Annotated in this window: 18 protein-coding genes; 15 read left to right on the top strand and 3 right to left on the bottom strand. The window is 65.2% G+C overall.

The annotated features are described in order from the left end of the window. Positions 1 to 61: 61 nt before the first annotated feature. Complete coding sequence (locus tag AB7008_RS18945) at positions 62 to 994, top strand: N-carbamoyl-D-amino-acid hydrolase (RefSeq protein WP_441259276.1); 933 nt, start codon at positions 62 to 64, stop codon at positions 992 to 994. 5 nt (positions 995 to 999) lie between these two features. Then, the gene (locus tag AB7008_RS18950; RefSeq protein WP_441259277.1) at positions 1,000 to 1,668 is read left to right on the top strand and encodes a flavin reductase family protein; all 669 of its coding nucleotides are present in this window, start codon (positions 1,000 to 1,002) and stop codon (positions 1,666 to 1,668) included. Here AB7008_RS18950 and AB7008_RS18955 read toward each other — a convergent pair. Beyond that, positions 1,665 to 2,327 carry an aspartate/glutamate racemase family protein gene (locus AB7008_RS18955; protein ID WP_441259278.1) on the bottom strand — a complete coding sequence of 221 codons (663 nt, stop codon included), beginning with the start codon at positions 2,325 to 2,327 and terminating at the stop codon, positions 1,665 to 1,667. The genes AB7008_RS18950 and AB7008_RS18955 overlap by 4 nt on opposite strands. Positions 2,328 to 2,383: 56 nt before the next feature. Here AB7008_RS18955 and hydA point away from each other — a divergent pair, with 56 nt between their 5' ends. The 13 genes from hydA to AB7008_RS19020 all read left to right on the top strand — a co-directional run bounded on the left by hydA (position 2,384) and on the right by AB7008_RS19020 (position 17,938). Then, the gene (gene hydA, locus AB7008_RS18960) at positions 2,384 to 3,853 is read left to right on the top strand and encodes a dihydropyrimidinase (RefSeq protein ID WP_441259279.1); all 1,470 of its coding nucleotides are present in this window, start codon (positions 2,384 to 2,386) and stop codon (positions 3,851 to 3,853) included. 16 nt (positions 3,854 to 3,869) lie between these two features. After that, positions 3,870 to 4,844, top strand: coding sequence for an NAD-dependent epimerase/dehydratase family protein (locus AB7008_RS18965; RefSeq protein ID WP_441259280.1), 975 nt, complete (start codon positions 3,870 to 3,872; stop codon positions 4,842 to 4,844). A 1-nt stretch (position 4,845) separates the two neighbouring features. Then, on the top strand, positions 4,846 to 5,595 hold the full coding sequence (locus tag AB7008_RS18970; protein WP_441259281.1) for an SDR family oxidoreductase: 750 nt from the start codon (positions 4,846 to 4,848) through the stop codon (positions 5,593 to 5,595). Next, complete coding sequence (locus AB7008_RS18975; protein ID WP_441259282.1) at positions 5,592 to 7,028, top strand: NAD(P)-binding domain-containing protein; 1,437 nt, start codon at positions 5,592 to 5,594, stop codon at positions 7,026 to 7,028. Before AB7008_RS18970 ends, AB7008_RS18975 begins: the two co-directional genes overlap by 4 nt. A 107-nt stretch (positions 7,029 to 7,135) precedes the next feature. Continuing rightward, positions 7,136 to 8,755, top strand: a complete 1,620-nt coding sequence (locus tag AB7008_RS18980) for an ABC transporter substrate-binding protein (RefSeq protein ID WP_304493602.1) — start codon at positions 7,136 to 7,138, stop codon at positions 8,753 to 8,755. A gap of 28 nt (positions 8,756 to 8,783) precedes the next feature. Further along, positions 8,784 to 9,818, top strand: a complete 1,035-nt coding sequence (locus tag AB7008_RS18985; RefSeq protein WP_304493603.1) for an ABC transporter permease — start codon at positions 8,784 to 8,786, stop codon at positions 9,816 to 9,818. Continuing rightward, a complete protein-coding gene (locus tag AB7008_RS18990; RefSeq protein ID WP_008131147.1) occupies positions 9,815 to 10,663 on the top strand; it encodes an ABC transporter permease in 849 nt (282 codons plus the stop codon). Before AB7008_RS18985 ends, AB7008_RS18990 begins: the two co-directional genes overlap by 4 nt. Continuing rightward, on the top strand, positions 10,660 to 12,330 hold the full coding sequence (gene nikE / locus AB7008_RS18995) for a nickel ABC transporter ATP-binding protein NikE (protein WP_304493604.1): 1,671 nt from the start codon (positions 10,660 to 10,662) through the stop codon (positions 12,328 to 12,330). The genes AB7008_RS18990 and nikE overlap by 4 nt, the downstream gene beginning before the upstream one ends. Before the next feature lie 141 nt (positions 12,331 to 12,471). Continuing rightward, a complete protein-coding gene (locus tag AB7008_RS19000) occupies positions 12,472 to 14,076 on the top strand; it encodes an ABC transporter substrate-binding protein (RefSeq protein WP_304493605.1) in 1,605 nt (534 codons plus the stop codon). A 17-nt stretch (positions 14,077 to 14,093) separates the two neighbouring features. Beyond that, positions 14,094 to 15,035, top strand: coding sequence for an ABC transporter permease (locus tag AB7008_RS19005; protein ID WP_014496509.1), 942 nt, complete (start codon positions 14,094 to 14,096; stop codon positions 15,033 to 15,035). Next, a complete protein-coding gene (locus tag AB7008_RS19010; protein WP_028155710.1) occupies positions 15,032 to 15,955 on the top strand; it encodes an ABC transporter permease in 924 nt (307 codons plus the stop codon). Before AB7008_RS19005 ends, AB7008_RS19010 begins: the two co-directional genes overlap by 4 nt. A 19-nt stretch (positions 15,956 to 15,974) precedes the next feature. Further along, positions 15,975 to 16,964: an ABC transporter ATP-binding protein gene (locus tag AB7008_RS19015; RefSeq protein ID WP_304493606.1), complete on the top strand. Its 990-nt coding sequence runs from the start codon at positions 15,975 to 15,977 to the stop codon at positions 16,962 to 16,964. Further along, complete coding sequence (locus AB7008_RS19020; protein WP_304493607.1) at positions 16,961 to 17,938, top strand: ABC transporter ATP-binding protein; 978 nt, start codon at positions 16,961 to 16,963, stop codon at positions 17,936 to 17,938. Before AB7008_RS19015 ends, AB7008_RS19020 begins: the two co-directional genes overlap by 4 nt. Before the next feature lie 5 nt (positions 17,939 to 17,943). On the opposite strand, the gene AB7008_RS19025 is transcribed toward AB7008_RS19020, so the two are convergent. After that, a complete protein-coding gene (locus tag AB7008_RS19025) occupies positions 17,944 to 18,231 on the bottom strand; it encodes a YciI family protein (protein WP_264620937.1) in 288 nt (95 codons plus the stop codon). Between the two features lie 88 nt (positions 18,232 to 18,319). Next, complete coding sequence (locus AB7008_RS19030) at positions 18,320 to 19,294, bottom strand: sugar ABC transporter substrate-binding protein (RefSeq protein ID WP_304493608.1); 975 nt, start codon at positions 19,292 to 19,294, stop codon at positions 18,320 to 18,322. Positions 19,295 to 19,307 lie beyond the last annotated feature (13 nt).

Here is a 19,307-nt window from a genome sequence, read left to right on the forward strand (position 1 = left end):
CGCGCCGGCACGCCCCTCAAGCTGCGATCCCCAGCCTCACCAGGAAATCAGGAACTCGCTGATGCGTATCGTCACTGTTGCCGCCGCCCAGATGGGCCCGATCCAGAAGGCCGACAGCCGCGAGGCCGTGGTCAAGCGCATGATCGCGCTGATGGACGAGGCGAAAGCCAAAGGCGCCGACCTGATCGTCTATCCGGAACTGGCACTGACGACGTTCTTCCCGCGTTGGTATTCGGACGACCGGGCGGAGGCCGACATCTGGTTCGAGCGCGAGATGCCGAATGCGGCGACCAAGCCGCTGTTCGAGCGTGCGGCGCAGCATCAGATGGCGATGAATTTCGGCTATGCCGAGCTGACGCCGGACGGGCATCATTTCAACACCACGATCCTGACCGACAAATCCGGCAAGATCGTCGGCAAATACCGCAAGGTCCATCTGCCGGGGCACGTCGAATACGACACCGCGCGGTCGCACCAGCATCTGGAGAAGCGCTATTTCGAGCCGGGCGATCTCGGCTTCAATGTCTGGCGCGAGCTGGGCGGCATCATCGGCATGGCCATCTGCAACGACCGGCGCTGGCCCGAGACCTATCGCGTCATGGGCCTGCAGGGCGTCGAGATGGTGCTGATCGGATACAACACGCCGTCGGTGAACGCCGAGAAGAGCGAGGAGGGCGTCGAGAAGCGGCTGTTCCACAACCGCCTCTCGGTGCAGGCCGGCGCCTATCAGAACGCGACCTGGGTGGTCGCGGTGGCCAAGGCGGGTGTCGAGGACGGCCATCCGCTGTTCGGCGGCAGCCTGATCGTTGATCCCGATGGTGAGATCGTCGCCGAGGCCAAGACGGAGGGCGACGAGGTCCTGGTTCACGCCTGCGACCTCGACGCCACGACGTTCGGCAAGACCACGATCTTCAATTTTGCCCAGCACCGCCGCATCGAGCATTACGGCCTGATCAGCAGCCAAACCGGCGCGGTGCCGCCGCCGGAGAAGTGACGCCGATGGCGGACAAGGGCGCATCCGGCATTTCCCTGCGCGAGCTCGATCCGCGCGACCGCTACAAGCTGCTTTGCGGCGTGGTCGTGCCGCGGCCGATCGCGCTGGTGACGACGCTGGACGCGAACGGAGCGGTAAACGCCGCGCCCTTCAGCTTCTTCAACGTCTTCTCGGAAAGCCCGGCGCTGATCGTGCTCGGGCTCCAGCACAAGCCGGATCACAGCCCGAAGGACACGACCCGCAACATCCATCGCGACGGCGAGTTCGTGGTTCACATGGTGGACGAGGCGCTGTCTGCCGCGATGAATGATTGCGCGGTCGATTTCCCCTCCGGCGACAGCGAGGTCGCGGCGACCGGGCTTGCGACGCTTCCCTCAGTTGACGTGAAGGTGCCGCGCCTTGCGGCTGCACCATTTGCTCTCGAATGCCGCCGTCACGTCGTGCTGAATTTTTCGCCCGATCGCGAGCTGTTGGTCGGCGAGGTGCTCAGGGTTCATGCCCGGGAGGGCCTCGTCGACGAGACCAACATGTATGTCGATCTCGACGCCTACCGGCCGATCGGCCGCATGTTCGGCAATCTCTACACGACGCAGCGAGATACGTTTTCCCTGACGCGCGAGAGCCACGCGCAATGGCTCGCGCGGCAGGACGCCAAAGAGCTGAAGGACGCCTAGTGAGCCGAGAACTGCACCGTACCCAGCGCCATGGTGACGGCCGCCTGTGTCGGGTCGATCACGGGAATATGAAGCGCGTCTTCCAGCGGACGGCGATGGCGCGCCATGCCTGCGCAGCCCATCACGATGGCGCGGGCTCCGTCCTCGTCGCGCAGCGCGCGGCCGACCTCGACCATCCTGGCGAGCGTGCCTTCGCCCGAGGCGGTTTCGGCAACGCTCATGTTCAGTGGCCGTTCGCCGGAGAGGCGATCGGTCAATCCCATCTGCCTGAGATAGCGCATGTGGCGCGGGATCGAGCGCTGGGCAATGGCGATGACGCCGAAGGTTTCGGCACGGGCCAGTGCCGTCAGCACGCCGCACTCGGCGATGCCGAACACCGGCCGGTCGGTGCCTTCGCGGCAGACCTGAAGGCCGGGATCGCTGTAGCAGGCGATGATAAACGCAGCCGAGCTGTTGTCGCCTTCGACCAGCCGGCGCAGCGGCATCGCAACGCTGTCGACGTCGGCCTGGCTTTCAATGCCGAACGGGCCCTCGGCCAGCGACTGGCAGATCAGCTCCGGACCACCTTCGAAGCCGAGCGGCTTCAGCGCCTCCTCCAGTCCTTGCGTGACCGCAGGGTTGGAATTCGGATTGATGACGAGAATGCGCGGCCGGGGCATGATGGTCTTTCCACGAAATTGCGATCACGTGCCGTAAGCCTATCACGGAGTGCCTCATGACTGAACCCACCTACGACCTGATCATCCGCGGCGGCCGCGTCGCCACCACGACCGATGTGTTCGAGGCCGATGTTGCCATCTCCGGCGAGACCATCGCGGCGATCGGCCGCGGGCTCCCGGCGGCGAAACGCGAGATCGACGCGCGCGGCAAGCTGGTGCTGCCCGGCGGCGTCGACAGCCACGCCCATATCGAGCAGCTGTCCGCGGCCGGCATCATGAACGCCGATACCTTCGAGAGCGCGACCGTCTCTGCCGCTTTCGGCGGCACCACCACGGTGATCCCGTTCGCGGCCCAGCATGTCGGCATGAAGCTGCCGCAGGTGGTGGAGGATTATCACGCGCTGGCCAAGAAGGGCGCCGTGATCGACTACGCCTTTCACATGATCATTGCGGACGCGACCAAGGAGACGGTCGAGGAGCACATTCCGGCGCTGGTGAAGCAGGGCCATGGCTCGATCAAGATCTTCATGACCTATGACCGGCTCAAGGTCGACGACGAGCCGCTGCTCGACATTCTTCTGGCCGCACGCCAGTCCGGCGCGATGTTGTGCGCCCATGCCGAAAATCACGGCATCATCGCCTGGATGGTGAAGCGCCTGCTCGCGCGCGGCTATACGATGCCGAAATACCACGCCGTCAGCCACGCTCGCGTGTCGGAGGCGGAAGCCTTCACCCGGCTGATCGGCATGGCGGCGCTGATCGACCAGCCCATCATGATCTTCCATGTGTCCACGGCCGAAGGCGCCAAGGTCATCCGCGATTCGCGCGGGCAGGGGTTGAAGGTCTTCGCCGAGACCTGTCCGCAATATCTGTTCCTCACCGCAAGCGATCTCGACAAGCCGGGCACCGAGGGCGCGAAGTGGATGTGCAGCCCGCCGCCGCGCACGCATTCCGACCAGGAGGCGCTGTGGCAGGCGTTGTCGCTCGGCGATCTCCAGACCATTTCGTCGGATCATGCGCCGTATCGCTACGACGAGACCGGCAAGCTGCGCGCCGGACCCAATCCGAACTTCAAGCAGGTCGCGAACGGACTGCCCGGGCTGGAACTGCGGCTGCCGCTGCTGTTCGACGCGATGGTGTCGAAGGGCCGGCTCGGCCTTGAAAAGTTCGTGGAATTGACCTCGACGGCGCCGGCCAAGATCTACAATCTGCATCCGCGCAAAGGCTCGATCGCGGTCGGCGCCGATGCCGATATCGCGATCTGGGATCCTAACCGCGAGACCGTGATCGCCGACGAGATGATGCACGATCTCGCCGGCTACACGCCGTTCGCGGGCCGCAAGCTGAAAGGCTGGCCGGTTGGCGTTCTCTCGCGCGGCCGGGTGATCATCGACGGCAACAAGTGTCTCGCGACTGCCGGCAGCGGTAAGTTCCTGGCGCGCGGCGGTGGCGAAGCGGCAAAACCCACGGGCCGGCTCGTCGCCGACATGGATCCGGAGCGGAATTTCGGGGCAAAGCTGCTGTGATGGTGGATCGCGCGCGATGAAGGTTCTCATCTTCGGCGGTGCCGGCTTTGTCGGCCTCAACGTTGCGGAGGCGCTGCTCGCGCGCGGCCACGACGTGACGCTGTATGACCGCGCGGAGCTGCCGCCAACCGCGCGACGCGCGCTGGCCGACTACGGCGCGCGGCTCAGCGCCGTGCAGGGCGACATTACCGACGCCGACACCATCGACGCTCTCATCGCGAAGGGCTGCGATGCGATCGTGCTCGGTGCGGCCATCACGGCCGGCGACGCGCTGGAGCGTGCCTCCACCGCGCGCGTCCTCGAAATCAACGTGATGGCGCAGATCCCGATCCTGCTCTCCGCGATTCGTCATGGCGTGCGTCGTGTCGTCAATCTGTCGTCAGCCTCGGCTTACGGCGCTGCGGGTGGACGGGTCGAGGTTCTCGACGAGGAGACGCCCTGCGATCCCGTCTCGTTCTACGCCATCAGCAAATTCACCTCGGAGCGCTCTGTCGCCCGCCACGCCGAGCTCTTTGGCGGTGATTTCCTGAGCGTGCGGCTGAGCGCCGTATTCGGTCCGTGGGAACGGCCCGGTTCGGTACGCGACACGCCCAGCCTCCAGTACCAGATTTTGGCTGCGTTCGCCCGCGGCGAGCCGGCGGCCATGCCGGAGCCGGGCATGAGGGACTGGATCTACGCGCCGGATGCCGCGGAAGCCGTGGCGCGGCTGATCGAAGCCGAGCGGCCGCGCCATCGGCTCTACAACATCTCCCGCGGCGAGCTATGGCCGGCGCTGCAATGGGGCGAGGCCTTTGCGGCTTTGCATCCCGGCCTGGAGTGCCGGCTCGCTGCGTCCGAAGAAAAGACCGTCATCAAGCTGCATGGATCCTATCGCGCGCCGTTGTCGGTGACGCGGATGGCGGACGAATTCGGTTGGCGCGCGCGGTTCGGCTGTGCCGAGTCCGCCGCGGCGATGAGCGCCTGGTTGGCCCAGCACAAGGAGTGGATCTGAGATGCGGCTGCAGGGGCGCACGGCCATCATCACGGGAGCAGCTTCGGGCATTGGCCGCGCCAGCGCAAAGCTGTTTGCGGAGGAAGGCGCCCAGCTTGCTTTGGTCGATCGCGATGCCGCCGGCCTTCAGGAGACTTTGAGCGTTGTGGGTGAGGCGACGACGCATGTCGGCGACGTCGGCGATGCCGGCTTCGCCGAAGCCGTTGTCGGCGATGTCGTGTCGCGGCACGGCCGGCTCGACATCCTCATGACCGCCGCCGGCTTCTCCGTTGGCGGCACGGTGCTGACGACGAGCGTGGAGGACTGGGACGCCGTGTTCCGCGCCAATGTCGGCGGCACCTGGCTGTGGGCGCGGGCGGCAGTGCCGCACATGCAGCGGGCAAAGAGCGGTTCGATCATCACGCTGGCCTCGCAGCTTGCGATCGCCGGCGGCAAGGGCAACAGCGCCTATATCGCCGCCAAGGGTGCGATCGTCAGCCTGACGCGGACGATGGCGGTGGACTTTGCGACCGACGGCATTCGCGTCAACGCGATTGCACCCGGCGCGATCGATACGCCGATGCTGCGCCGCAGCTTTGCCCGTCACGCCAATTCGGAGGAAGTGCGCGAAGCCTCCCGCAATCGCCACGCCATGAAGCGGTTCGGTGAGGCGGAAGAGATCGCACAGACCGCGCTGCATCTCGCCAGCGATGCGTCCTCGTTCACGACCGGCACCGTGATGGTGGTCGACGGAGGCTGGCTCGCGGCATGAGCGACGCGCTGACGGACCTCGAAGCGGACGTTCGCGCCGATCTCGCCAGGATCGCGCATCCTGGCGCCGCATGGCTCGAGCCGAAGATGGGACCGGACGGCAAGCCCGCGCTCGACGTGCTGATCGTCGGCGCCGGCCAATCAGGCATTGCCATCGGCTTTGGCCTGATGCGCTCGCGCGTCAGCAACATCCTGCTGCTCGACAAGGCCGAGGAGGGGAAGGAGGGCCCGTGGCTCACCTATGCCCGCATGCCGACGCTGCGCAGCCCGAAAGACTATACGGGACCTGACCTCGATATCCCGAGCCTGACCTATCAGTCCTGGCACGAGGCCCGCTTCGGCAAGGAGAGCTGGCAGGCGCTGAACCTGATCCTGAGAGAGCATTGGGCCGACTATCTGCTCTGGCTGCGACGCACGATCGGTCTGCCCGTGCGCAACGGCCGCGAGCTTCTGGAGATCGCGCCTGCGTCTGACGGCCTGCTCGCCGCGCGCGTGAGACGCGCCGATGGCGTCGAGACGCTCTACGCCCGCAAGATCGTGCTGGCGACGGGGCAGGAGGGCATGGGCGACTGGATGATCCCCGAGCCGCTGCGCGATCTGCCGGAGAGCTCGGTCGCAACTGTTGCCGACGACATCGACTTCGAAAGCCTGCGCGGCAAGCGCGTCGCGGTGATCGGCGCCGGTGCGTCCGCCTTTGACAATGCGGCGACCGCGCTGGAGGCGGGCGCGGCGGAAGTGCATCTGCTTTGCCGCCGCACTCAGATCCAGGTGATCCAGCCCTATCGCTGGTTGACCTTTCGCGGCTTCCTGCGTCATCTCAGCGATCTCGACGATGCCTGGCGCTGGCGCTTCATGCGCAAGATCCTCGAGATGCGCGAGGGATTTCCGCAGCCGACCTATGACCGCTGTGCGGGTCATGCCAATTTCACATTGCACGAAGGCGCGCCGGTCGAGGGCACCAGGCAGACCGATGGCGGCGTCGAATTGCACACGCCACGCGGCACGATATCTGCGGATTTCGTCATTTGCGGCACCGGCATCGACATGAACTTTGCCGGCCGCGGCGAGCTGCGCCGCTTTGCCGGCAATATCGCGACCTGGGCCGATCGCTACCAGCCGCCTGCGAGCGAGCACAACGCGCGGCTCGGTCGCTTTCCCTATCTCGACGACGATTACGCCTTCACCGAGCGCGTGCCGGGCGAGACGCCGTGGATCTCCGACATCCATCTGTTCGCCATCGCCTCCACCATGAGCTTTGGTCCGTCGGGATCGTCGATCAACGCGATGACGACGGCCGTTCCCAAGCTGGTCGACGGCCTGACGCGCGGCCTTTTTCGCGCCGATGTTGAACGTCACTGGGCTTCGCTCAGCGCCTATGACGTGCCGCAGGCCGTGGTTGCGCGGCCCGCGCGAAACATAGGAGAATCGCGATGATCATCCATGCACCGCCGCGACGAAGCGCCCCTGCGGGATTGGCGCGCAACTTGCTTCTTTCTTGACCTGCCTTGCTGGCGTTCTTGCCGAAATTTTGGGGAAAACGAATGCGTTTTGTGTCTTTCAGGCCCGCGGCCTCAGTCCTCGCCACCACTGCGCTGTTGCTCATTGCCACCGCGCCTTCGCAGGCACAGACCAGGGCGGAGACGTTGCGCTATGTCACCGGCTCGGCCGTCAACACGCTCGATCCCAACATCCCCGGATCGACGCGCGAATCCTTCGCGCTGAGCATGAGCACCTATGATCGGCTGGTGGCGTTCGGCCGCAAGCAGCTCAACGGCAAATGGGTGTTCGATCTGGACACGATCACCGGCGAGCTCGCCGAATCCTACGACGTCAGCCCCGATGGCTTGAAGCTGACCTTCCGCTTGCGCAAGGACGCCAAGTTCCAGGATGGTTCGCCTGTCACGGCGGAAGACGTGAAATGGTCGCTCGATCGCTGCGTCACGGCGCCGATCCTCGGCAAGGCCCAGCTGCTGACGGGATCGTTGACCTCGGCCGACCAGTTCAAGGTGATCGATCCCCTCACCATCGAGGTGACACTGCCAAAACCCGACAAGCTCGCGCTGCCGAATTTGGCGACCGTCTATCCCATGATCATCAACTCGAAGATGGCAAAGGAGCACGCGACGGCGGATGATCCCTGGGCCACCGCTTGGCTGAAGGAGCACACCGCTGGCAGCGGCGCCTATGTGGTCGAGACCTTCAAGCCGGGCGAGCAGGTCATCATCAAACGGGATGAGGCCTGGAATCGCGGTTCGGCCAACAAGCCCGCGTTCTTCAAGCGCGTGATCATTCAGTCGGTGCCGGAGCCGGCGACCCGCGCCAACCTGGTCGAACGCGGTGATGCCGACCTCGTCGTCGATCTCCAGGCCAGCGACGTGCAGTCGCTCGAGGCCAAGGGCAAGCTCAAGGTGATCTCGACCCCGCAGTACAATGCGATCACCTATGTCTCGATGAACAACCAGATGCCGCCCTTCGACAACGTCAATGTCCGCCGCGCCATCGCTTACGCGCTGCCCTATGACGACATGTTCAAGGCCGCACTGTTCGGCCGCGGCGCGCCGCTGTTCGGCGCGAGCTGGCCGGACGGCAAGCCGCTGAACGGCATCTATCCGTTCCAGCAGCCGGTGAAGCTCGATCTCGACAAGGCCAGGGAATATCTCAAGGCGGCCGGGCTCCCCGAGGGTTTCTCGACCACCTTCAGCTTCAACGTCGGCCAGTCCTCGACCGCGGAGCCGATGGCCGCGCTGGTGAAGGAGTCGCTCGGCAAGATCGGGATCAAGGTCGACATCCAGAAACTGCCGGATGCGCAGATGTCGACGCAGATCAACGAGAAGAAGCTTCCCTTCTACACCGAGGGCATCGTAGCGTGGTTGCCGTCGACCGATTACTTCTACCGCAACTTCTACACCGGCAATCAGCGCTGGAATTACAGCTCGATCAACAACCCGGATCTTGCCGCAATCGCGCAGGAGGCGCGTTTCGAGCCGGATAAGGCCAAGTATGAGGACGCCGGTCGCAAGCTCAACGCGATGCATGTCGACCTGATGCCGCAGATCATGCTGTGGCAGCCGAACCAGGATGCGGTGATGGCGTCGTCCGTCGAAGGCTACACCTACGAGTTCCACCGCCAGGTCGACTATCGCGACGTCAGCCGCAAGTGACATCGGACAACGAGAGGAGCTCTCAGAGGTGACGACCGGTCTTGGTGCAACCATGGTGCGGGCGGGCCGGCGGCTTCTGTCGTCGCTGCCGGCGTTGTTCGGTGTGCTGGTCTTCACCTTTCTCCTGATGCGCGTGCTGCCCGGTGACCCCGCGGTGTTCTTCGCCTCGGGGCCCAATGCCGGCAAGGAGGAGATCGAGCAGATCCGCAAGCAGATGGGGCTCGACAGGTCGGTGCCGGAGCAGCTCGTGTTCTATCTCTCCGACATCGGCCACGGCAATCTCGGCCGCTCCATGATGACGGGGCAGCCGGTGCTGAAGGACCTGCGCGAGCGGCTGCCGGCCTCGCTGGAGCTCACCTTCACGGCGCTCCTGATCGCGTTGATCGCGGCGGTGCCGCTTGGCGTGGTCGCCGCCTTGAAGCCCGGTTCGATCGTCGATCACGGCGTGCGGCTGTTCTGCGCGCTCGGCGTCTGCGTGCCGACCTTCGTCTCGGGCCTGCTGCTGATCTATGTCTTCTACTATCTGCTTGGGCTCGCGCCGGATCCCACCGGGCGCATCGACGTCTTCACCTCGCTGCCGACGCAGCGTACCGGCTTCCTGTCGATCGATTTTCTGCTGGCGGGTGATATCGAGGGCTGGTGGGCCGCCTGCAAGCAGCTGATCCTGCCGGCGGTGAGCATGGCCCTGTTCGTTATCGCGCCGTTGGCGCGCATCACGCGCGCCTCGATGCTGGTCTCGCTCGGCAGCGATTTCGTGCGCACCGCGCGCTCGGTCGGATTGTCCTGGCGCAAGGTGGTCGTCACTTATGCGCTGCGGAACGCGATCCTGCCCGTCATCACCATCGCCGGCATCGTGTTCTCGACCATGCTTGGCGCCAATGTCCTGGTGGAGAAGGTGTTCTCCTGGCCCGGCGTCGCTTCCTACGCGCTCGATGCGCTCTTGTCCTCCGACTATGCGCCTGTGCAGGGTTTCGTGCTGCTGATGGCCAGCCTGTTCGTGCTGGTCAATCTCGTGGTCGACATCTGCTACGGCATCGCCGATCCCAGGGTGTCGATCGAATGACCAGCGCAACTCTCCGCCATTCGGTCTGGATTCTGCGCGGCAATCCGCTCACCGCCGTTGCCGCGGCCGGCGTTGCGCTGTTCGTCCTGATTGCGATCTTCGGGCCGTGGATCGTGCCCTATGATCCCGTCGTCTCCAATGTCTCGGAGGCTCTTTTGCCGCCGAGCGCGGCGCATCTCGCCGGCACCGACCAGCTCGGACGTGATGTGTTCAGCCGCCTCATCATCGCCGCGCGCCTCGATCTTGCCATTGCCGTCTCCGCGGTCGGCATCTCCTTCGTGATCGGCGCCGTCGTCGGCGCGTTCTGCGGCTATGCCGGCGGCAAGCTCGACCGCGGCGTCGGCCGCTTCGTCGATGTGATGATGGCCTTTCCGCTGTTCGTGCTGGCGATGGCGATGGTTGCCGCCCTGGGCAACCGGATCGAGAACATCGTGATCGCGACCGCGATCATCAATCTTCCGTTCTACATCCGCTTCGCGCGCGCGGAGGTCAACGTCCGCCGCAATGTCGGCTGGGTTGAAGCCGCGCGTGCCTGCGGCGAGAGCCATTTCTCGGTGGTGCTGCGCTTCCTATTGCCGAATATCCTGCCGGCGATGGCGGTGCAGATCTCGCTCAATCTCGGCTGGGCCATTCTCAACGCGGCCGGTCTCTCCTTCATCGGTCTCGGCGTCAAGCCGCCGACGCCGGAATGGGGCATCATGGTCGCGGAAGGGGCGCGCTTCATCTCGACCGGGCGGTGGTGGCTGGTGGCCTTTCCGGGTCTTGCGCTGATGATGGCCGTGCTGTGCTTCAATCTCCTCGGTGACGGGATGCGGGACATTCTCGATCCGCGGATGCGCACATGAGCGAGGAGCTGCTAGGGATCAACGACCTCCACGTCTCGTTCTCGACGCGGCGTGGCATGGTCGAGGCCGTGCGCGGCGTGACGCTTTCGGTCGGGAAGGGCGAGATGCTCGGCCTCGTCGGCGAGAGCGGCTCGGGCAAGTCGGTCACCGGCTTCGCGACGACGCGGCTGCTCGATGCCGCCGGGCGCGTCACCGGCGGCAAGATCCTGTTTCGCGGGCAGGACGTTACAAAACTCAGGGGCGATGATCTTCGTCAGCTCCAGGGCGCCGCGATGTCGATGATCTTCCAGAATCCGCGCGCGGCGCTCAATCCGATCCGCGCGATCGGCCTGCAGATTGCGGATGCGATCCTCACGCATAAGAAGATATCGAAGGACGCCGCGCGCGCCGAGGCGCTGGAGCTGCTGCGCGCGGTCCAGATCCGCGACCCCGAGACGCGGATCAACGCCTATCCGCACGAGCTGTCCGGCGGCATGTGCCAGCGTGTGATGATCGCGATCGCGATTTCGTGCAATCCTGCGCTGCTGATCGCCGACGAGCCGACCACCGGCCTCGACGTCACCACCCAGAAGGTGGTGATGGATCTGCTCGCAGATATTGCCGCCGCGCGCGGCATGGCGACGATCCTGATCACGCATGATCTCGGCCTCGCGGCGCGCTATTGCCGCCGCATCGCCGTGATGGAGCGCGGCCGCATCGTCGAGGAAGCGAGCCCCAAAAAGCTCTTCAGCGCACCGCAGCACGCATATACCCGCCGTCTCGTTGCGGCATCGCCGACCGCGACGTCGCGGATCGAGGACCTCGTGACGGAAGAGGAGCGGGAGCGGCACGCGACGATCATCAGCAAGCCAAGGCAGGAGCTGCCGCACGGGACGCCGCCGCTCCTCGAAGTGCGCAAGCTCGCCAAGCGTTTTGACCAGGGCTCCGCGGCGGTCGCGGATTTCTCGATGACGATGGCCGGCGGCGAGAGCGTCGGGCTCGTTGGCGAGTCCGGCTCCGGCAAGAGCACGACGTCGCGGATGATCTGCCGCCTGATCGACCCGAGCGAAGGCGATATCGTGTTCGACGGCCAGTCGATCAGCCACGTCGCCTCGCGCGACTTTCACCGTTCGCCCTTGCGCAAAGACATCCAGATGGTCTTCCAGGACCCGAACGAGAGCCTCAACCCGCGCTTCACGGCGTTCGACTGCATCGCCCATCCCCTGATGCGGCTCGACGGCATGCGTGCGGGCGATGCGCTGCGCAAGCGTGTGGAGGAATGCGCGGAGCGGGTGGGCTTGCCGCTCGATCTGCTGCCGCGCTTTCCGCACCAGCTCTCCGGCGGCCAGAAGGCCCGCGTCGGCATTGCCCGCGCCATCGCCTGCCGGCCGCGGCTCCTGGTGCTGGACGAGCCGACCGCCGCGCTCGACGTTTCGGTGCAGGCGGTGGTGCTGCAACTGCTCGACCGTTTGCGCCGCGAGAACGACATCGCGCTGCTGTTCGTCAGCCACGATCTAAATGTCGTGCGCATGCTCTGCGACCGCACCATCGTGCTGCGCAACGGCGGCATCGTGGAGCAGGGGGAGAGCCGGGCGCTGTTCGATAATCCCAAGACCGACTACACGCGCAAGCTGGTCGAGGCGATTCCGCATATCGAGACCGGACCGGTACTGGCGGCCGCGCTTTGACGCCTGAACCGGTCGAAATCCTGATGAGATCCCGCTGGCGAAGGCCCGGTTAGTGGCATACCATTTGCACGCCAACGGGTTCTGGTTTCACCTGCCTTTGGCCAACGATGGCCGGCATCACGGCACTACTGGGAGGATTTCATGGATCGCAGGACCGTATTGAAGGGACTGGCCGGCGCGGGCGGTCTGGCATTGTCGGGCGGCCTCTCGGCCCCGGCGATCGCACAAGGCGCCTCTGCGCGCACCCTGCGCTTCGTGCCGCAAGCCAACCTCGCCAATTTCGATCCGATCTGGGGCACGCAATATGTCGTGCGCAACGCGGCGGCGCTAGTCTGGGACACACTCTACGGCGTCGATGCCAAGCTCCAGCCGCAGCGTCAAATGGTCGAGTCCGAGGAGACCACCGACGACGGCAAGACCTGGACCTTCAAGCTGCGCCCGGGTCTCAAGTTCCATGACGGCGAGCCGGTGCTGAGCAAGGACGTCGTCGCGAGCCTGTCGCGCTGGGCTGCGCGCGATCCAATGGGCCTGATGATCCTCGCGATCCAGCAGGAATTGACGGCGGTCGACGACCGCACCTTCAGATGGGTCCTGAAGCAGCCTTTCCCGAAAATGCTGTACGCGCTGGCCAAGAACAACGCGCCGTGCTCCTTCATCATGCCCGAGCGCATCGCGAAGACCGATCCGTTCAAGCAGATCACCGAATATGTCGGCTCGGGCCCGATGAAGTTCGCCAAGAGCGAATGGGTGCCCGGCGCCAAGTCGGTGTTCGAGAAGTTCACCGATTACGTGCCGCGACAGGAGAAGGCGTCGTGGCTTGCCGGCGGCAAGAACATCCTGGTCGATCGCGTCGAGTGGCTGGTGATGCCGGATCCGGCCACCGCTGCCGCCGCCTTGCAGAACGGTGAGGTCGACTGGTGGGAGAACCCGATCTCCGATCTCGTGCCCGTGCTGAAGAAGAACAAGAACATCAACGTCGATATCGGCGATCCCCTCGGCAATATCGGCTCCTTCCGCATGAACCATCTGCACCCACCCTTCAACAATGTGAAGGCACGGCGCGCGGTGCTGATGGCGTTGAGCCAGGAAGACTATATGCGTGCGCTGGTCGGCGACGACGATACGTTGTGGAAGCCGCTGCCCGGCTTTTTTACGCCGGACACACCGCTCTACACCGAGTTGGGCGGCGAGATCCTGAAAGGAAAGCGCGATTTCGATGCGGCCAAGAAGCTGCTCGCCGAGAGCGGCTATTCCGGCCAGCCGGTCACCTGCGTGGTCGCGCAAGACCAGTCGATCACGAAGGCGCAGGGCGACGTCACCGCGGATCTGCTCAAGAAGCTCGGCATGAATGTCGATTTCGTCGCGACCGATTGGGGCACGGTGGGCGCGCGCCGCGCGATGAAGACACCGCCGGGGCAGGGCGGCTGGAACATGTTCCACAGCTGGCACGCCGGCGCCGATTGCATCAATCCGGCCGCCTACACCGCCATCCGCGCCAATGGCGACAAGGCCTGGTTCGGCTGGCCCAACAGCCCGAACACCGAGAAGGAGATCACGTCCTGGTTCGACGCCAAGAATCTCGAGGAAGAGAAGGCCGCGATCGGGCAGGTCAACAAGGCGGCACTCGAGGATGTTGTCTACGCGCCGACCGGCTTCTTCCTGACCTACACGGCCTGGCGCAAGAACGTCTCCGGCATCACCAAGGGGCCGCTGCCGTTCTTCTGGGACGTGTCGAAATCCGCATGATGGTACGCTGAAGCCCGATGCTCTCTTACATCCTCCGTCGCATCGTCTCGACCTTGCCGGTGATGGCAATCGTCGCGCTGTTCGTGTTCAGCCTGCTCTACATCGCGCCGGGTGACCCCGCCGTGGTGATCGCGGGCGATCAGGCGAGCCCGGAGGATGTGGAGCGCATTCGCCAGGGCCTCGGCCTCGACCGGCCCTTCCTGATCCAGTTCGGAAGCTGGGTCTGGCGCATCCTGCACGGCGATCTCGGCACCTCGATCTTCACCAACCTTCCGGTCTCCGCGATGATCGGACAGCGTCTCGGACCGACGCTGTCGCTGATGACCGTCACGTTGCTGCTCACCATCGTGGTCGCCGTGCCGCTCGGCGTGGTGGCGGCGTGGAAGGCCGGGAGCCTGATCGACCGCGCCATCATGGCGTTCGCCGTGTTCGGCTTCTCGCTGCCCGTGTTCGTCGTCGGCTATGTCCTTGCCTACATCTTCGCGCTGGAGCTCGAATGGCTTCCCGTGCAGGGCTACACGCCGCTCACGGAGGGCTTCTGGCCGTGGCTGCAAAACCTGATCCTGCCGTCGATCGCGCTGGGCTGCGTCTACATCGCGCTGATCGCGCGCATCACGCGTGCCACGATGCTCGAAGTCTTGCAGCAGGACTATATCCGCACCGCGCGCGCCAAGGGCCTCGGGCAGGGCGGCATCCTCTTCGTTCACGCGCTGAAGAATGCCGCGGTCCCGATCGTGACCGTGATCGGGATCGGCATCGCGCTCCTGATCGGCGGGGCGGTCGTCACGGAAAGCGTGTTCGCGATTCCCGGCCTCGGCCGGCTCACGATCGACGCGATCCTGCGCCGCGACTATCCCGTCATCCAGGGCATCGTGCTTCTCTTCAGTTTCGTCTACGTCCTCGTCAATCTGATGATCGACGTCGTCTATACGCTCGTTGACCCGAGGATCCGCTATTGACCGACACGACCGTCACTCCGCAATCGCTGCCGGCCGGCTTCGTTCTCGCGCCGCAACTGCCTGAAATCCTGCGGCCGGTCACGATCCGGCGCGGCTTCATCGGCCTCTTGCGCAGCCATCCCACCGTCGCGATCGGCGGTGCGCTGTTGCTGATGCTGGTTCTGATCGCGATCTTCGCGCCCTATCTCGGGACGGTCGATCCGACAGCGCTTGCGCCCGCCAAGCGCACGCGCGCGCCGTCGGCCGCTTTCTGGTTCGGCACAGACGTGCTCGGCCGCGATATCTATTCGCGCGTGCTCTTTGGCGCGCGGGTCTCGCTCACGGTCGGCCTGTCTGTTGCGATCCTCGCATCCGCGGCGGGCCTCGCCATCGGCATCGTCTCCGGCTTCATCCGCTGGGCGGATGGCATCTTGATGCGGTTCATGGACGGCCTGATGTCGATCCCGCCGATCCTGCTTGCGATCGCGCTGATGGCGCTGACGCGCGGCAGCGTCGGCAACGTCATCGTTGCCATCACCATCGCCGAGATCCCGCGGGTTTCCCGTCTTGTCCGTAGTGTGGTGCTGTCGCTGCGCGAGCAGCCCTATGTGGACGCCGCCGTCGCCTGCGGCACGCGCACGCCGATGATCATCCTGCGCCACATCCTGCCCAACACGCTGGCGCCGATGCTGGTCCAGGCGACTTACATCTGCGCCAGCGCCATGATCACCGAGGCGATCCTGTCCTTCATCGGGGCGGGCACGCCGCCGACCATTCCGTCCTGGGGCAACATCATGGCCGAGGGGCGCGCGCTCTGGCAGGTCAAGCCCTACATCGTGTTCTTCCCGGCGGCGTTTCTCTCCGTCACCGTGCTTGCCGTGAACCTGCTCGGCGACGGCCTTCGCGATGCGCTCGATCCGCGCATGGCCAAGACCCTCTGATGTCGAGAGGCTGATCGCGATGGCTTTGCTCGAAGTCGAGAACCTCCAGACCCACTTTCGCACGCCCGGCGGCATCAACCGCGCGGTCGACGGCGTGTCCTTTCATGTCAACGAGGGCGAGACGCTCGCCATCGTCGGCGAATCCGGCTGCGGCAAGTCGGTGACCTCGATGTCGCTGATGCGGCTGATTCCGGAGCCGCCGGGCAGGATCGCAGGCGCCGTTCGCTTTGCGGGCAGGGACCTGCTGCAACTGTCCGATCGCGAGATGCGCGCGATCCGCGGCAACGACATCTCGATGATCTTTCAGGAGCCGATGACGAGCCTCAACCCGGTTCTGACGGTCGGCCGCCAGATCCGCGAGACGTTGATGATCCATCAGGGCCTCGACAAGCAGGCGGCCGAGGCGCATGCGATCGAGATGCTGACGCTGGTCGGCATTCCCGAGCCGAAGCGGCGCGTGCGCGAATTTCCGCATCAGCTTTCCGGCGGCATGCGCCAGCGCGTGATGATCGCGATAGCGCTGGCCTGCAATCCAAAACTCCTGATCGCGGACGAGCCGACCACGGCGCTCGACGTGACCATCCAGGCGCAGATCCTGAAGCTGATGCTCGATCTCAAGCGCCGGGTCGGTGCGGCGATCATCCTGATCACCCACGACCTCGGTGTCGTCGCCGAGATCGCCGAGCGCGTGATGGTGATGTATGCCGGCCGCAAGGTCGAGGAGGCGCCGGTGGCCGAGCTGTTCCGCTCACCCCGTCATCCCTATACGCAGGGCCTGCTCGGCGCCGTGCCGCGGCTCGGCTCGTCACTAACAGGCACCGCGCGGCGGCTGGCCGAAATCCCGGGGCAGGTGCCTGATCTGCGCAAGCCGATCATCGGCTGCGTCTTCGCCGGCCGCTGCGCGCTCGCGACCGATCTCTGCCGCCAATATGCGCCTGGGCTTGAAGAGAAGGCGCCTCGCCACGTCGCCGCCTGCCACTACGCTACCAAGGGGGCCATCGCGGCATGAGCCCTCCGCTGCTCCAGGTCAACGACCTCAAGAAGCACTTTCCGGTCAAGAAGGGCCTGTTCGGCCGCAAGTCCGAATATGTCTATGCCGTCGACGGTGTCTCGTTCGAAATCGCGAAGGGCGAGACGCTGTCGCTGGTCGGCGAGTCCGGTTGCGGCAAGTCGACGGTCGGCCGCGCCATCCTGCGGCTGTTCGACATCACCGCGGGCCAGGTGATCCTCGACGGCCAGCGCATCGACGACGCGCATCCGAGCACGATGCGCCAGATGCGCCGCCGCGTGCAGGTGGTGTTCCAGGATCCGTTCTCGAGCCTCAATCCGCGCATGCGCGTGCGCGACATCCTGGCCGAGCCGGTCCGCAATTTCGGCCTCGCCAAGTCGGCAGCCGATCTCGAAACCCGCGTGACGGCGCTGATGGACACCGTGCGGCTGCCGCGCGAGGCGCTCAACCGCCGGCCGCACGAATTCTCCGGCGGCCAGCGTCAGCGCATCGGCATCGCGCGGGCGCTCGCAGCCGAACCCGAGCTGATCGTCTGCGACGAGGCGGTCTCGGCGCTCGACGTCTCGGTCAAGGCGCAGATCGTCAATCTCTTGCAGGACCTGCAGCGCGAGTTCGGTCTCGCGCTGCTGTTCATCAGCCATGACCTCGCGATTGTCGAGCACATGACCCACCGCGTCGCGGTGATGTATCTCGGCAAGATCGTCGAGGTCGCGCCACGCCGCGAGATCTTTGCCGCGCCAAGGCATCCCTATACCAAGGCGTTGCTCTCCGCAGTACCGCTGCCCGAGCCCGGCGCCCAGCGCAATCCCATCATCCTCAAGGGGGACGTGCCGAGCCCCATCAACCCGCCGAGCGGGTGCCGCTTCCACACCCGTTGCCCATACGTCTTCGATCGCTGCCGGACGGAGGAGCCGACGCTGCGTTCGACCGGCCCCGAGCAATGGGTGGCCTGTCACCTCGACGAGGCGCCGTAGGCCCCTCAGCCTTGGCGGCGCAGGAAGCCCGTGATGGTGACTTTCTCCCAGATGCCGGCTGCGGCGAAGGGATCGGCGTGGTTGAAGGCTTCGACCTCGGCGCGGCCGGGCGCCTCGATCAGGAACAGGCTGCCGATCATGTTCGCGCCGTCGTCGGAGACGAGCGGCCCCGACATCACGATCTTGACGCCGAAGCGCGATGTGTCGCTCAGGAAGGCCTTGTGGGCGTCGTAATTGGCGAGCCGGGTCGGCAGCGCGCCGGCGCGGTCGAGGGCGTGAATGGCGAACAGCATGATGTCTCCGTTGACGTGTCGGTGTTTTTGGGACGATTCTTGGGACGGCCGCGGAGGCGGCCGTCCGTGCTTGTGATGACCGTTTGGGCTACTTGGCGCCGAGCTTGCCGGCGTCCTCGAAGGTCGGGCAGGTCCGTTGCTCCAGCGGCACGTCGAACGGCTGGTAATTGTCCTTGGTAATGACGGTCGGCTTCAACACGATCTCGGCGATGACGGGCTGGTTACGCAAGCTACGGATCGCCATCATGGTGCCTAGGCACCCTTGCGCAAATCCGTTGTAGTCGCCGCTCGCAAGCAGCTTGCCGGACTTGATCGCGTCGATCGCCTCCTTGGTGCCGTTGATGCCGATCACCTGGGCCTTGCGGTTGGCACCGTCGAGCGCCTCGATCGCGCCGACCGCCATGGCGTCGTTGGCGGCGAGCACGCCGTCGATCTGCGCGTTCGACTGCATCAGGTTTTCCATGACCTGGAGCGCCTGCAGCCGTTGGTAGTTGCCGGGCTGCGAAGCCAGCAGCTTGGCGCCCGAATTCTCCTTCAGCGCGTCGTTGAAGCCGCGGACGCGGTCGACATTGGTCAGCGAGCCTTTGACGCCCTCGATGATGACGATGTTGCCCTTGCCGCCCAAAGTCTTGAGCAGGAAGCGCGCGGTTTCGAGGCCAAGGCTGTAATCGTCGGCGCCGACGAAGGAGAGGAACTTGCCGCCGGCGGAGCGGTCGGTGATGTTGACGACGGGGATTTTGGCTTCGTTGATCTTCTCGACGCCCGGCACCATCGCCTTGTAGTCGACCGGCGTGAACACGATCGCGCTCGGCTTCTTCACCACGACGTCCTCGATCTGGCTGAGCTGCTCGGGGATCGAATCCGGCTTGGTGGGAATGTATTGCAGCGTCTTCGCGTTCAGCGCTTTCGCCATGTTGTCGGCACCGACCCGCACCGTCTGGAAGAACGGATTGGTCTGGTTCTTGGTGAACACGGCGATGGTCTCGCCGTCGGCGCGCGCTTGCGTATTGAACGCGGCCGCCAGCAGCAGCGGCAGCGCCATATAACCCAGTGTCTGTTTCATGTAGCCTCCATCC

Source organism: Bradyrhizobium sp. 521_C7_N1_3, assembly GCF_052075975.1.
GTDB lineage: Bacteria > Pseudomonadota > Alphaproteobacteria > Rhizobiales > Xanthobacteraceae > Bradyrhizobium > Bradyrhizobium japonicum.

Excerpts from the sequence above, each read along its gene's own strand:
- AB7008_RS18945 (WP_441259276.1), top strand. The coding sequence starts at position 62 with ATGCGTATCGTCACTGTTGCCGCCGCCCAGATGGGCCCGATCCAGAAG.
- AB7008_RS18950 (WP_441259277.1), top strand. The coding sequence starts at position 1,000 with ATGGCGGACAAGGGCGCATCCGGCATTTCCCTGCGCGAGCTCGATCCG.
- AB7008_RS18955 (WP_441259278.1), bottom strand. The coding sequence starts at position 2,327 with ATGCCCCGGCCGCGCATTCTCGTCATCAATCCGAATTCCAACCCTGCG.
- hydA (WP_441259279.1), top strand. The coding sequence starts at position 2,384 with ATGACTGAACCCACCTACGACCTGATCATCCGCGGCGGCCGCGTCGCC.
- AB7008_RS18965 (WP_441259280.1), top strand. The coding sequence starts at position 3,870 with ATGAAGGTTCTCATCTTCGGCGGTGCCGGCTTTGTCGGCCTCAACGTT.
- AB7008_RS18970 (WP_441259281.1), top strand. The coding sequence starts at position 4,846 with ATGCGGCTGCAGGGGCGCACGGCCATCATCACGGGAGCAGCTTCGGGC.
- AB7008_RS18975 (WP_441259282.1), top strand. The coding sequence starts at position 5,592 with ATGAGCGACGCGCTGACGGACCTCGAAGCGGACGTTCGCGCCGATCTC.
- AB7008_RS18980 (WP_304493602.1), top strand. The coding sequence starts at position 7,136 with ATGCGTTTTGTGTCTTTCAGGCCCGCGGCCTCAGTCCTCGCCACCACT.
- AB7008_RS18990 (WP_008131147.1), top strand. The coding sequence starts at position 9,815 with ATGACCAGCGCAACTCTCCGCCATTCGGTCTGGATTCTGCGCGGCAAT.
- nikE (WP_304493604.1), top strand. The coding sequence starts at position 10,660 with ATGAGCGAGGAGCTGCTAGGGATCAACGACCTCCACGTCTCGTTCTCG.
- AB7008_RS19000 (WP_304493605.1), top strand. The coding sequence starts at position 12,472 with ATGGATCGCAGGACCGTATTGAAGGGACTGGCCGGCGCGGGCGGTCTG.
- AB7008_RS19005 (WP_014496509.1), top strand. The coding sequence starts at position 14,094 with ATGCTCTCTTACATCCTCCGTCGCATCGTCTCGACCTTGCCGGTGATG.
- AB7008_RS19015 (WP_304493606.1), top strand. The coding sequence starts at position 15,975 with ATGGCTTTGCTCGAAGTCGAGAACCTCCAGACCCACTTTCGCACGCCC.
- AB7008_RS19020 (WP_304493607.1), top strand. The coding sequence starts at position 16,961 with ATGAGCCCTCCGCTGCTCCAGGTCAACGACCTCAAGAAGCACTTTCCG.
- AB7008_RS19025 (WP_264620937.1), bottom strand. The coding sequence starts at position 18,231 with ATGCTGTTCGCCATTCACGCCCTCGACCGCGCCGGCGCGCTGCCGACC.
- AB7008_RS19030 (WP_304493608.1), bottom strand. The coding sequence starts at position 19,294 with ATGAAACAGACACTGGGTTATATGGCGCTGCCGCTGCTGCTGGCGGCC.